The sequence below is a fragment of the Rhizobium fabae genome (assembly GCF_003985135.1).
Lineage (GTDB): Bacteria > Pseudomonadota > Alphaproteobacteria > Rhizobiales > Rhizobiaceae > Rhizobium > Rhizobium pisi.
The window spans coordinates 213845-226449 of record NZ_ML133649.1; the positions used below are offsets into that span (position 1 = coordinate 213845).

Annotated in this window: 11 protein-coding genes; 7 read left to right on the plus strand and 4 right to left on the minus strand. The window is 61.7% G+C overall.

What is annotated here, in order from left to right; all coding sequences use genetic code 11:
• The first annotated feature begins 20 nt into the window (after positions 1-20).
• From EFB14_RS12275 to EFB14_RS12295, 5 genes are read left to right on the plus strand one after another with little or no spacing between them, the layout of a single operon-like run.
• Positions 21-1187 carry an ABC transporter permease gene (locus EFB14_RS12275; RefSeq protein WP_126825602.1) on the plus strand — a complete coding sequence of 389 codons (1167 nt, stop codon included), beginning with the start codon at positions 21-23 and terminating at the stop codon, positions 1185-1187.
• Positions 1184-2128: an ABC transporter ATP-binding protein gene (locus tag EFB14_RS12280; RefSeq protein WP_126825605.1), complete on the plus strand. Its 945-nt coding sequence runs from the start codon at positions 1184-1186 to the stop codon at positions 2126-2128. The genes EFB14_RS12275 and EFB14_RS12280 overlap by 4 nt, the downstream gene beginning before the upstream one ends.
• Positions 2125-2874 carry an ABC transporter permease gene (locus EFB14_RS12285; RefSeq protein ID WP_126825608.1) on the plus strand — a complete coding sequence of 250 codons (750 nt, stop codon included), beginning with the start codon at positions 2125-2127 and terminating at the stop codon, positions 2872-2874. The genes EFB14_RS12280 and EFB14_RS12285 overlap by 4 nt, the downstream gene beginning before the upstream one ends.
• Before the next feature lie 47 nt (positions 2875-2921).
• Positions 2922-3317, plus strand: coding sequence for a VOC family protein (locus EFB14_RS12290; protein ID WP_125842170.1), 396 nt, complete (start codon positions 2922-2924; stop codon positions 3315-3317).
• A gap of 10 nt (positions 3318-3327) precedes the next feature.
• Positions 3328-5781 (plus strand): glycoside hydrolase family 2 protein, encoded by a 2454-nt coding sequence (locus tag EFB14_RS12295; protein ID WP_125842168.1) that lies wholly within the window; start codon positions 3328-3330, stop codon positions 5779-5781.
• Between the two features lie 51 nt (positions 5782-5832).
• Here EFB14_RS12295 and EFB14_RS12300 read toward each other — a convergent pair whose 3' ends face one another.
• Complete coding sequence (locus EFB14_RS12300) at positions 5833-6225, minus strand: PRC-barrel domain-containing protein (RefSeq protein WP_125842166.1); 393 nt, start codon at positions 6223-6225, stop codon at positions 5833-5835.
• Between the two features lie 250 nt (positions 6226-6475).
• Between EFB14_RS12300 and EFB14_RS12305 the strand changes: the two genes are divergently transcribed.
• Positions 6476-8176: a long-chain fatty acid--CoA ligase gene (locus EFB14_RS12305; RefSeq protein ID WP_126825611.1), complete on the plus strand. Its 1701-nt coding sequence runs from the start codon at positions 6476-6478 to the stop codon at positions 8174-8176.
• Between the two features lie 140 nt (positions 8177-8316).
• Positions 8317-9942 carry a glucose-6-phosphate isomerase gene (gene pgi / locus EFB14_RS12310; RefSeq protein ID WP_126825614.1) on the plus strand — a complete coding sequence of 542 codons (1626 nt, stop codon included), beginning with the start codon at positions 8317-8319 and terminating at the stop codon, positions 9940-9942.
• A 212-nt stretch (positions 9943-10154) separates the two neighbouring features.
• Here pgi and EFB14_RS12315 read toward each other — a convergent pair whose 3' ends face one another.
• The 3 genes from EFB14_RS12315 to EFB14_RS12325 form a co-directional block, all read right to left on the minus strand.
• Positions 10155-11081, minus strand: a complete 927-nt coding sequence (locus EFB14_RS12315) for a carbohydrate kinase family protein (RefSeq protein ID WP_126825618.1) — start codon at positions 11079-11081, stop codon at positions 10155-10157.
• Between the two features lie 62 nt (positions 11082-11143).
• A complete protein-coding gene (locus tag EFB14_RS12320) occupies positions 11144-11839 on the minus strand; it encodes an orotate phosphoribosyltransferase (protein ID WP_126825621.1) in 696 nt (231 codons plus the stop codon).
• Positions 11840-11912: 73 nt separating this feature from the next.
• Positions 11913-12566, minus strand: coding sequence for a TetR/AcrR family transcriptional regulator (locus EFB14_RS12325; protein WP_125842156.1), 654 nt, complete (start codon positions 12564-12566; stop codon positions 11913-11915).
• Positions 12567-12605 lie beyond the last annotated feature (39 nt).

The window sequence follows — 12605 nt, forward strand, 5'->3', positions numbered from 1 at the left end:
GGCCAGACGGGATTGAATTGATGGAAGAAACCTCAGCGGTCCGCAGGCTGGACCGGCTCGGAGTGGTTCTGGTGGCCGGCGGCATTGCGGCCACGGCATTGATGCCCTTCATCTATGTGAAGGCGAACCGCATCGCCGCCGGCAAGCCGATGCTGCTCACGCAGCTCTTTCCCCAGCCCTCCGTCATCATCCTGACCGCCCTTCTGCTTCACACCGCCTTCGCCACGCTGTTTCTCCGCAATGCGCTGGCCCGGCTTGCGATCGCCACACTCTGCCTTGCGGCTCTGATTGCTGCGATCGGCCTCGTTTCGACGGCGGCGACGCCGCCGGGCAGCACGGTGGCGCGCATGACGCCCGGCGGCGGCTTCTGGGTCCTGTTCGCCGTGATCGGTCTCATCATATCCGATGCACTCATCAAAATCAGGCTGGCGCCCTGGATGCGGGTTGCAGTCCTTGCGGCCTATACGGCGCTGCTCTTCCTTTCGCTCTCGTCAGGCCTGCTCGACAGCCTCTCGATCATGAAGGAATTTTCCACGCGGGCGCCACAGTTCCGGACGGAGGCAATCTCGCATCTGCTGCTGGCGCTCGGCTCCCTTGCCATCGCCATCGTTCTCGGCCTGCCACTCGGCATCCTCTGCTTCTGGGTGCCAAAGCTGCGCGCCGTCGTGCTGCAGGGCTTGAGCCTCATCCAGACGATCCCGAGCCTCGCCCTCTTCGGCCTATTGATGCTGCCGCTCGGCTATCTCGCCACCCATGTGCCGCTGGCGGCCGATATCGGCGTCCGCGGTATCGGCACGGCACCTGCACTGATCGCGCTCGTGCTCTATTCGCTGCTGCCGATCGTCGCCAACACCGTCGTCGGCCTTCAGGGCGTCGATCCCTCGGTGCGTGATGCCGCCGCCGGCATGGGGCTGACGCGCCGGCAGATCCTGACCGGCATCGACATGCCGCTTGCCTTTCCCGTCATCCTCACCGGCATTCGTATCGTGCTGGTGCAGGCGATCGGCATGGTGACGATCGCGGCGCTCATCGGCGGCGGCGGCTTTGGCATCTTCATCTTCCAGGGGCTCGGCCAGACAGCCATGGACCTCGTCCTGCTCGGCGCCGTGCCGACCGTCTTCTTCGCCTTCTCATCGGCCGTCATCCTCGATGCGGTCATCGACAGCATTCGGGGATCCGCTGCATGACCATGATCGAGATCAGGAACGTCACCAAGCGCTATGGCGCGGCCACCGTCGTCGACAAAGTCTCGATGTGTGTCGAGAAGGGTTCGATCACCGTCATCGTCGGCACGTCGGGCTCTGGCAAGTCGACGCTGATGCGGATGATCAATCGGTTGGTGCCGATCACCGAAGGCGAGATCTTCGTCGGCGGCCAGAATGTGATCGATGTCCCGGTGACCGAGCTTCGCCGCAAGATCGGCTATGCGATCCAGGGCCACGGTCTCTTTCCACACCGGACGGTGGCGCAGAATATCGCGACCGTTCCCCAGCTTCTCGACTGGGATTCCGTGCGCATCGCCAAACGGGTCGAGGAACTGCTCGGGCTCTTCAATCTCGACCCGGCGACCTTCGCCGACAAATATCCGCATCAGCTCTCCGGCGGCCAACAGCAGCGTGTCGGCGTGGCCCGGGCGCTTGCGGCCGAACCGGAACTGCTTTTGATGGACGAGCCGTTCGGCGCACTCGATCCGGTCATCCGCGGCAAGGCGCAGGACGACCTTCTGGCGATCCAGAAACAGTTCGGCACGACTGTCATTCTCGTCACCCACGACATGGACGAGGCTTTCCATCTCGGCAACCAGATTGCCGTGATGAGCCAGGGCAAATTGTTGCAATGCTCGACGCCGGAGAAGATCCTGACCGAGCCAGCTGATCCCTTCGTGCAGCAATTGACCGGCACCTCCGACCGGGCGCTGAAGCTGATGTCGCTGCTGCCGCTGAAGGAAAGCATGGAGCCTGCAAAGAGCGGCCTCGCCTATGCCCTGCCGCAGTCCCTCAGCCTGCGCGATGCACTCGCCGAAATGATCTGGCAGGGGGTCGACGAGGCGGCGGTGCAGGACGGAGAGAAGGCGCCCGTGGGATCGATCTCGATGAGCCGGCTTCTCGAGCTGGGCCGCAAGGCATGAAACTCCTCGTCGCCAATCTCTTCCGCCTGGCGGCGCTCGCCCTGCTGCTGATCCTGCTGTTCAGGACGGAGTGGCTGTCCTTCATGCTGGTGCCGCTGACGAACAACAATGCGCCTGCGGTCTACACCCAGAACAGCCTTGCCTCCCTTGCCGCCGGGCATCTGCAGCTGGTTGTGGGATCGATCGTCTGCAGCGCCGTGCTTGCCGTTCTCGGCGGCATCTTCGTGACGCGGGAGAGCGGGGCTGACTTCCTGCCGCTATCGCGCGCGATCGCCAATGCGGGGCAGACCTTTCCGCCGGTCGCAGTGCTGGCGCTCGCCGTTCCCGCCACCGGGTTCGGCGCCATGCCGACGCTGATTGCGCTCTTTCTCTACGGCCTGTTGCCGATCTTCGAAAACACCGTCGCTGGATTGAAGCAGGTTTCGCCGCAGGTGCTCGACGCCGCCGATGGCATGGGCATGAACGGCACGCAGCGGCTGTTTCGCGTCGAGTTGCCACTTGCCCTGCCGCTGATCCTCGAAGGATTGAAGGTCGCGACCGTCATCAATATCGGCACGGCGACGATCGGCTCGACGGTTGCGGCAAAGGGCCTTGGCGAGGTGATCATCGCCGGGCTGATTTCCGACAACACCGCCTTCATCCTGCAGGGAGGGCTGATCGTCGGCCTGATGGCGGTGCTGATCTATGACGCCATGGGCCTCATCGAAGGAGCGATCACGCGAAGAATCGGCTTGCGCACTGCGTAAGAGGACCGCTACCAAGATTGCGGTGATCGATGCAATGGGAGGCCGCCTTGGCGAAGATGATCCACTCCATGATCCGCGTTCTCGACGAGGCGCGTTCCGTCGAATTCTACAGCAAGGCATTCGGCCTTTCGGTCGCCGACCGCGTCGATTTCGATACCTTCACGCTGATCTATTTGAGCAATGCCGAGACTGGCTTTGAGCTGGAACTGACCGTCAACAAGGGCCGGACCGAGCCATATGGCCTCGGCAATGCCTATGGCCATCTCGCGCTCTCCGTCGAAGAGGTGGCGGTCGAACGCGAGCGGCTGTCGAAACTTGGGCTCAAGCCGGGCGAGCTGGTCGAACTCAACCGAGACGGCAAGCTCTTCGGCCTGTTCTTCTTCGTCAGCGATCCCGACGGGTACAAGATCGAGGTGCTGCAGCGCCACGGCCGGTTTCTCTGAGGCACCCGGCATGATCGAGAAGACCGCGCTCAATTCCGGCTGGATGCTTTCCTGCAACGATACAGCAAGGCCCAGCCTGCCCTCCGCCATTCCCGCGACGGTGCCAGGTTGCGTGCATCTCGACCTTCTCGCCAACCGGCAGATCCCCGATCCCTACATCGACGTTAACGAGATCACCAATGACTGGATCGGCAGGACGGACTGGACCTATCGCTGCAGCTTCGAGGCGGTGCCTGACGATGGCAGGGTGCAGGAATTCGTCTTCGACGGGCTCGATACGATCGCGATCATTACCCTCAACGGCGAAGAGATCGGCCGCACCTTCAACATGCATCGCACCTACCGCTTCGACGTGTCGGGACTGCTGAGGGCCGGGGCAAACGAACTCGCGGTGATCTTCCACTCGGCCTACGCCTATGGCGCCGAGATGGAGAAATATTACGGCTACCGTCCCAACAACTATCCGGGACCAGGCAATCTGATGCGCAAGATGGCCTGCAATTTCGGCTGGGACTGGGGCCCGACGCTGGTGACGGCAGGCCTCTGGAAGCCCGTGCGGCTGGAAAGCTGGGATCGGGCGCGACTTGCGGAAACACGGGTATCGGCAACGCTTGCCGGCGGCGACGGGTTGGTGACGGTGCATGCCCGGTTGGCGCGGCATGGCGACAGGACGCCGTGCCGGCTGGTCGCCGAGATCGGCGGCGTGACGACGACGGTGGCGATTGGCGGTGACGAGGACGAGGTCGCCTTCGAGCTTGCCCTCCCCTCGCCGCAGCTCTGGTGGCCGCACCATCTCGGTGCACAGCCGCTCTATCCGATGACGCTGAGGCTGATCGACGAGGCCAGCGGAGATCTGCTCGACAGCTTCAAGCGCGAACTCGGTTTCCGCTCGTTGCGGCTCGATACCTCGCCCGACGCGCATGGCTCCGCCTTCACCTTCATCATCAACGACGTGCCGCTCTTCATCTGCGGAGCGAACTGGATCCCCGACGATTGCTTCCCCTCGCGCGTGACGGCCGAGCGCTATGCCGCGCGGATCGAGGAGGCGAAGAACGCCAATATCCACATGCTGCGCGTCTGGGGCGGCGGTATCTTCGAGCGCGACGAATTCTACGAGGCCTGCGACCGGGCCGGCATGCTGGTCTGGCAGGATTTCCTCTTTGCCTGCGCCGCCTACCCAGAGGAGGAGCCGCTCAGAAGCGAGGTCGAGGCGGAAGTGCGCGACAATGTCGTGCGGCTGATGCCGCACGCCTCGCTGGTCCTCTGGAACGGCAACAACGAAAACATCTGGGGCTTCGACGAATGGGGCTGGCGGCCGATCATCAAGGCGGGCGAAAGCTGGGGGCTCGGCTACTATCTCGACCTGCTGCCCCAGCTCTGCGCTGAGCTCGACCCCGACCGGCCCTATTATCCCGGTAGTCCCTATTCCGGCTCGATGGAGATCGAACCGAATGCCGACGCGCATGGCTGCAAACATATCTGGGACGTGTGGAACGATGTCGGCTACGAAGTCTACCGCAATTATATTCCACGCTTCTGCTCCGAATTCGGCTGGCAGGCGCCGGCCGCCTGGGCGACGATCACTGAAAGCGTGCATGATGCGCCGCTGACGCCGCAATCGAACGGCGTCTTCCACCATCAGAAGGCAACGCAGGGCAATGACAAGCTGATCCGCGGCCTGTCCGGGCATCTGCCGGAGCCGCAAACGATGGACGACTGGCACTTCGCCACCCAGCTCAATCAGGCCCGCGCCATCCGCTTCGGCGTCGAGCACATGCGCTCGCATCGGGATATCTGCAAAGGGGCGGTGGTCTGGCAGTTCAACGATTGCTGGCCGGTGACCTCATGGGCCGCCCTCGATTCGGCCGGGCGCCGCAAGCCGCTCTGGTATGCGCTGAAGGCAGCCTATGATCCGCGCCTGCTGACGATCCAGCCGCGCAACGGCGGGCTTGCGGCGGTGGCGGTCAACGAGAGGACGCTGTTCTGGCGGGCGAAGATCAGCGGCAGGCGCATGAAGCTTGATGGCACCATGCTTGCGGAGTTCGAATTCTGGAGACTGCTCTGCGACCGTTTCGAGGCAAAGGAATTTCCGCTGCCCGAGGATATCGTAAACCCTGACTTACCAAGGGATGAGGTGATCGTCGTCCAGATGCTGGACAGGCGCGCCTTCCATTATTTCGTCGAGGATATCGAACTCAATCTGCCGGCGCCGCGGCTGATGATCGATGTCACGGAGATCGATGGCGGGTATGCGGTCGAGGTGACGGCCCAGAATTTCCTCAAGGAGCTTTGCCTGATGGCGGATCGACTCGACCCGGATGCCGTCGTCGATTCAATGCTGGTGACGCTGTTGCCGGGAGATAGCCATGTCTTCGAGATCAAGACGACAAAGGCGATCGTCGTACAAGACATTACCATCGGCACCGTGCTGCGATCGGCCAACGATCTCGTCGCCAAACACTAAAAAGGCCCCGCATCCAGCGGGGCCCTTCCAGCTCGGTCCATCGGACGATGGTTACATCCAGTAGGGCGGCACGCCGTAGTAATCATAGACCCGGCGGCCATTATCGTTGTACCAGGTGTCATCATCGTCCGAATAGCTCGGGGCGCCTTCGATCTGCTCCTTGGTAAGGTCGATGCGATAGCCGTCCAGCTTGGTGTCGTAATTTAGCTTTTCCCAAGGCAGCGGATAGTGATCGTGCCCGATGCCGAGGAAGCCGCCGAAGCTCAGCACGGCATAGGCTACGCGGCCGTCGCGTTTGCCAATGATCAGGCGTTCGATCGAGCCGATATGCCTGCCATCGGACCCATAGACGCGGGTGCCCTCGACGCGGTCGCTGGCGATCAGCGAATGCTTGCCCTTGACATCCTCGTCGCGGCGGGTGGCGTCGGTATCCTCGTTCAACATTGTGCACCTCCTTTTTGGTGTTCCTCATGGCTGGTATGGATGATCAACTCCATGGCAGACTCAAAGTTCCCTGCCCTCGCCACTATCGTGCGGCGGCGAATGTTGACGTTTACGTCAAGGTTAGTATAGCTTCAATCTCGGCTTGAACCGTTCAGGCAAAGGCATAAGCTGCCGGACTGAAAGATGGAGGATCCTTCAGTCGATTCCCGGCAACACGCCGGTGCGGCGGCCTCAAGGGAGAGAGGACACGATGAACAGCATTTCCGTCCATCCGCACGGAGACAAGCCGGGCAAACCTTGGCTTGCCAGCTATCCCGACATCATTCCGGCCGAGCTCCCGCCGCTGGAACATGCCTCGCTTGCCGAACTCCTCGAAAAATCCTGCGCCCGTTACGCCGACCGCACCGCCTTTTCCAGCATGGGCAAGGCGATGAGCTACCGCGAACTGGAGAGCCAGACGCGCAAGGTCGCCGCCTGGCTGCAAAGCATCGGCCTTGAGAAGGGCGACCGTGTCGCGGTGATGATGCCGAATGTGCTGCAGAACCCGGTTGCGACCTATGCCATCCTGCGCGCAGGCCTTGTCGTCGTCAACGTCAACCCGCTCTATACGCCGCGCGAGCTCGAACACCAGTTGCGGGATTCCGGCGCCAAGGCGATCTTCGTGCTGGAGAATTTCGCCCGCACGGTGGAGCAGGTCCTCAACAAGACGGACCTGCGTCATGTGGTCGTCACCTCGCTCGGTGAAATGCTGGGACCAAAAGGGCTGATCGTCAATTTCGCCGTGCGTAAGGTGAAAAAACTCGTTCCCTCCTGGTCGATCCCTCAGCATAAGAGCTTCGGCCGGGTGCTGCGCGAAGGTGCTGCAAAGAAGCTTCAGCCGGTCGCGCTTGCAGGCGGCGACATCGCGTTCCTGCAATATACCGGCGGCACGACAGGCGTTGCCAAGGGCGCGGTGCTGACGCATCGCAACCTGCTCGCCAACAAGATGCAGCTGTCGCTCTGGCTCCGATCGGCTTTCGGGCGCAAGAAAGAGCCGGAGGTACTGAATTTCCTCTGCGCCCTGCCGCTCTACCACATCTTCGCGCTGACGGTGAATTCGCTGATGGGCATGTCGCTCGGGGCGCATAACATCCTGATCGCCAATCCGCGCGACATTCCCGGCCTCGTCAAGGAGTTCGGAAAGTCCGATGTGCATATCTTCCCCGGCCTCAACACGCTGTTCAATGCGCTGATGAACAATGCCGATTTCGCCAAGCTCGACTTCTCCCCGCTCATCATGTCGCTCGGCGGCGGCATGGCTGTGCAGCGCCCGGTCGCCGACCGTTGGCTAAAGATAACAGGCACGGCGATAACGGAGGGCTACGGCCTGTCCGAGACATCGCCTGTCGCCACCGCCAACCGCTTCGATTCACCCGAGTTCACCGGCACGATCGGCTTGCCAATACCCTCCACCGAACTCGATATCCGCGACGAGAATGGCAATTCGCTGCCATCAGGCGAGGTTGGCGAGATCTGCATCCGCGGGCCGCAGGTGATGGCCGGCTATTGGCAGAAGCCGGAGGAAACCGCGTGCGTGATGACGGCCGACGGCTATTTCCGCTCGGGCGACATGGGCTTCATGGACGAACGCGGCTATACCAAGATCGTCGACCGTAAGAAGGACATGATCCTCGTCTCGGGCTTCAACGTCTATCCGAACGAAATCGAGGAAGTCGCCGCAATGCATGCCGGCATCCTCGAAGCCGCCGCGATCGGCGTGCCGGATGGGCATTCCGGCGAGGCTGTGAAGCTCTTCGTCGTCAGGAAGGATCCGAACCTGACGGAAGCGGAGGTGAAAGCCCATTGCATCGCCAACCTCACCAATTACAAGCGCCCGCGCTTCATCGAGTTTCGCACCGAACTGCCGAAGTCGCCTGTTGGTAAGATCCTGCGCAAGGACCTGCGCGGCTGAATTTGACGGTCTCATGAAATTGACAGCCATCCGCTTGCCGCGGGTGGCTTTTTTCATATTTCGATTGGCAGCTGAACTTGATTTGCCCCCGATAAAGCGAATAGTTTCCGCAACCCTTTCCGCCTCCAGAGGAGCCTCCCATGAACGCCATCGTCGAACAGCTGAAAAGCACCGCTGATGCCACCAAGGCGACCGATATCCGCGCCGCATTCGCGGCCGATCCGCAGCGCTTCTCGCGTTTCTCGGTCTCGCTTGACGACCTGTTGATGGATTTTTCCAAGACGGCCGTGAATGACGACATCCTCAAGCTCCTGGTGAAACTCGCCGAAGACGGCGGTGTCGAGAAGAAGCGCGAGGAGATGTTCTCCGGCAAGGCGATCAATTTCACCGAGGATCGCGCCGTTTTGCACACCGCGCTGCGCAACCAGTCCAACACGCCGGTTCTGGTCGACGGCAAGGATGTCATGCCCGACGTCAATGCGGTGCTTGCCGCTATGGGCAAGTTCGCCGACGACATCCGCTCCGGCTCGCTGAAGGGCGCCACCGGCAAGGCGATTACTGATGTCATCAACATCGGCATCGGCGGCTCGGATCTCGGCCCTGTCATGGCGACGCTGGCGCTTGCTCCCTTCCATGACGGACCGCGCGCGCATTTCGTCTCCAATATCGACGGCGCCCATATCGCCGATATTCTGAAACTCGTTCAGCCCGAGACGACACTCTTCATCGTCGCCTCGAAGACCTTCACGACCGTTGAGACGATGACCAATGCGCAGACGGCGCGCAATTTCATCGCCAAGGCGCTCGGCGAAGCGGCCGTGCAGCACCATTTTGCCGCCGTCTCGACGGCGCTCGACAAGGTTGCCACCTTCGGCATCGACAGCGCCCGCGTCTTCGGCTTCTGGGACTGGGTCGGCGGCCGCTACTCGATCTGGTCGGCGATCGGCCTGCCGCTGATGATCGCGGTCGGCCCGGAGAATTTCGGCAAGTTCCTCGATGGCGCACATGCCGTCGACAATCATTTCCGTAAGGCGCCGATTACCGAAAACCTGCCGATGCTGCTCGGCCTGATTGGCTTCTACCATCGCAATGTGCTGGGTTATCCCACCCGCGCCATCCTGCCCTATGACCAGCGCCTGTCGCGCTTCCCGGCCTATCTGCAGCAGCTCGACATGGAATCGAACGGCAAGGGTGTCACCATCGACGGCACGCCGGTCGAAGGCAATTCCGGCCCCGTCGTCTGGGGCGAACCCGGCACCAATGGCCAGCATGCCTTCTACCAGCTGATTCATCAGGGCACGAGCATCATCCCGGCCGAATTCATGATCGCTGCCAACGCCTTCGAGCCGGAGCTTCGCCACCAGCACCAGCTTTTGATCTCCAACGTTCTCGCCCAGTCGGAAGCGCTGATGAAGGGCCGCACCTTCGCGGAAGCCAAGAAGCAGCTGACCGACAAGGGCATGGACGACAAGAAGGCCGATTTCATCGCGCCGCATCGCGTCTTTACCGGCAACCGCCCGTCGATCACCTTCGTCTACGACAAGCTGACGCCCTATGCTCTCGGCCGCCTGATCGCGCTTTATGAGCACCGAGTCTTCGTCGAAGGCGTGCTCTTCCGCATCAACTCCTTCGACCAGTGGGGCGTCGAACTCGGCAAGGAACTGGCGACGGGCCTGCTGCCCGTTGTCGAAGGCAAGCAGAGTGCGGCTTCGCATGACTCTTCGACGCAGGGCCTGGTAGCGGCGCTGGCGAAGCTTGCGAAATAGGCGTTGAGGAATTGGCTCGCTTGCCCCTCACCCTAACCCTCTCCCCGTAAACGGGGCGAGGGGACTTGCCACACGAGACGCAGGCTGGGGACGGAAAGGGCGCGGCATGTCCCTTCTCCCCGCAAGCGGGGGTCCGAAGGACGGGTCGAGACACGTGGCTCCACCTCGGTCGGTGGCGGCAGCCGGATGAGGGGCAGGAGCTGACTTAAGTCTTAAAGCCCAATCTCTTTTGCCCAAGGCGGGTTGGCGCCAGCACGCGACACGGTGACGGCCGCAGCCTTCGCCCCAAGTGCCAAAGCATTGCGCAATGCCTTCTCGTCGAGCGAGGCGACCTGAGCCTTGGTCAGCAGACCATCGATCTTCAGCGAGGCCAGCACGCCGGCATCGAAGGTATCGCCGGCGCCGACCGTATCGGCGACCACGACGCGCTGGCTCGGTACCGTCACCTTACGGTCTTTCGTGTAGCCGGAGGCGCCTTCGGCACCCTTGGTGATGACGACGAGCTTGGCGCCGTGGGCCAGCCAGTGGGCGGCCAGCGCATCATGGTCGCCTTCCAGGCCGAACCATTCGAGGTCCTCGTCGGAGAATTTCACGATGTCGGACTTGGCGGCCATGCGCTTGATGCGGGCCATGTGCGCCGGCTTGTCCTTGATGAAGCCGGGGCGGATGTTCGGATCAAGCGAGATGACGCGGCTTGCGGCTTCGCGGTCGAGAAGCGCTTCGTAAGTTTCGCCGCAGGGGCTCGGGATCAGGCTGATCGCCCCGAAATGCAGCGCCTCGCAATCGTCACCGAGATCAGGCAGGTCGGCCTCGGTGATCATGCGGCCGGCCGTACCCTCATCGTAAAAGGCATAGGTCGCCTGGCCGTTCACCAGCTTGACGAAGGCGATGGTCGAGGGACGCTGCGTGATGGCGCAATAGCTGTAATTGACATTGCTTGCCTTCAGCGTCTCGAGCAGGATTTCGCCCATCATGTCATCGGCAATGCCGGTGAAGAAAGCCGTGGGAATGCCGAGACGGCCGAGCGCGATGGCCGTGTTGAAGATCGCGCCGCCGGCATAGGGCGCAAAGCCCTTTTCGCCTGACGTCGTTTCCCTCGGCAGCATGTCGATCAACGCTTCGCCGCAGCACAAAATCATCGAATTCCTCCCAACAGCACTGACATGTTCTTCAATCGATTAAGCGAGCTTTTGTCAAAAGGCTAGAGCGAAAGCTCACTTACGCCCCCATTCCTTCCCGACCAGGCAAGAGGAGCATCGAGGAAGGCTTCGACTTCAGACAGCGTCTTGTCGTCGAAGAGCTTCCGCTCCTTGGCGATCGCAAGAACTTCGCGCCAGGTGGCGATATGATGGAACTGGACCTTGCCGTTGGCGAAGCGCTGTTGGGCTTCCGCGAAAATACCGTAGAAGAAAAGCGCGATGCCGTGGTCGACGATGCCGCCGGCGGCGCGGACGGCATCGATGAACCTGAACATGCTGCCGCCGGCCGTCGTCAAATCCTCGATGACCAGCACGCGCGAGCCTTCCTTCATCTCGCCCTCGATCTGCGCGTTGCGGCCATGGCCTTTCGGCTGCTTGCGGACATAGATCATCGGCAGGCCGAGGCGATCGGCAAGCAGTGCCGCGAAGGGAATGCCCGCGGTTTCGCCGCCGGCGATACAATCGAACTGTTCGAAGCCAGCGTCGCGCAAGAGGGTGCTGGCGGCAAAATCCATCACGGTCGAGCGGATCCGCGGGAAGGACAGAAGCTTGCGGCAGTCGATATAAACCGGGCTGATGATGCCTGAGGCATATTTGTAGGGCGTCTCGGCGTTGAAGTGCACCGCCTTGATCTCCCAAAGCATCTTTGCCAGCAGCTCTGCCATGACGGCGCGGTCGGGAAACGTGGTCTGGATCATGCGGCTCTCCTTCGGCTGACGTTAAAGCGGCAATAGCAGCAAGAGCGCCCGGTTTCCAGACGGAAGACGGATGTCAGCCCAGCAGCCGATCGATATCGGCAACCTGCATCTTCTTGAAGAGCGCGATTGCCCGCGCGCCTTCTTCCTCGTCAAGCGAAACCGCATAGCGGACGGCGGCCGCAAGCAGCTGCATCGTCAGCCGGGCGATGGCCAGAAGCTCGGCCTCGGCCCGGGCCGGCCACAACCGTTGTAACACCGAAAGCAGTGCCTGTGCGTGGAATTCCATGTCCTCGGCATCTACCTCCTGAAGAAGCTTGTCCGTATGGGTCGCATGCCAAATATCACGCATGACGGGTTCGCGGCGAAAGAAGGCATAATATTCATCGGCGATGACGCAGAGTGCGGTGCGCAGATTTTCAGTGTCCCTCACCTTCTCCAATTCCGCCTCCACGCATTGCCTGCCCTGCTCGTTGAAGCGGTCGGCCAATGTCCGGATGATCGAGGTCTTGTCGGGAAAATATTGGTAGAGCGCACCGAAGGAGAGGCCGGCCTTTTCGACGATCTCGCTCATTTTCAAGCCGTCACTGCCATTGCTTTCTATCAGCTCGGCGGCGACGGCGAGGATTTTTTCGAAACGCTCACGGCCACGTTTCTGGCTGGGAATGCGGCGCGGCTGGCCGATATTCTCCTGATTGCGCCTGCGCGTTGCGACCGGCTGTTCCGACACTGTCTGCTCCTTTGGCGGTTGACAAACAAAATAAGAGAG

What these genes read in the sequence shown, in the direction of transcription:
- pgi (WP_126825614.1), top strand. Translation starts at nt 8,317, where the DNA reads ATGAACGCCATCGTCGAACAGCTGAAAAGCACCGCTGATGCCACCAAG.
- EFB14_RS12275 (WP_126825602.1), top strand. Translation starts at nt 21, where the DNA reads ATGGAAGAAACCTCAGCGGTCCGCAGGCTGGACCGGCTCGGAGTGGTT.
- EFB14_RS12280 (WP_126825605.1), top strand. Translation starts at nt 1,184, where the DNA reads ATGACCATGATCGAGATCAGGAACGTCACCAAGCGCTATGGCGCGGCC.
- EFB14_RS12300 (WP_125842166.1), bottom strand. Translation starts at nt 6,225, where the DNA reads ATGTTGAACGAGGATACCGACGCCACCCGCCGCGACGAGGATGTCAAG.
- EFB14_RS12295 (WP_125842168.1), top strand. Translation starts at nt 3,328, where the DNA reads ATGATCGAGAAGACCGCGCTCAATTCCGGCTGGATGCTTTCCTGCAAC.
- EFB14_RS12305 (WP_126825611.1), top strand. Translation starts at nt 6,476, where the DNA reads ATGAACAGCATTTCCGTCCATCCGCACGGAGACAAGCCGGGCAAACCT.
- EFB14_RS12320 (WP_126825621.1), bottom strand. Translation starts at nt 11,839, where the DNA reads ATGATCCAGACCACGTTTCCCGACCGCGCCGTCATGGCAGAGCTGCTG.
- EFB14_RS12285 (WP_126825608.1), top strand. Translation starts at nt 2,125, where the DNA reads ATGAAACTCCTCGTCGCCAATCTCTTCCGCCTGGCGGCGCTCGCCCTG.
- EFB14_RS12315 (WP_126825618.1), bottom strand. Translation starts at nt 11,081, where the DNA reads ATGATTTTGTGCTGCGGCGAAGCGTTGATCGACATGCTGCCGAGGGAA.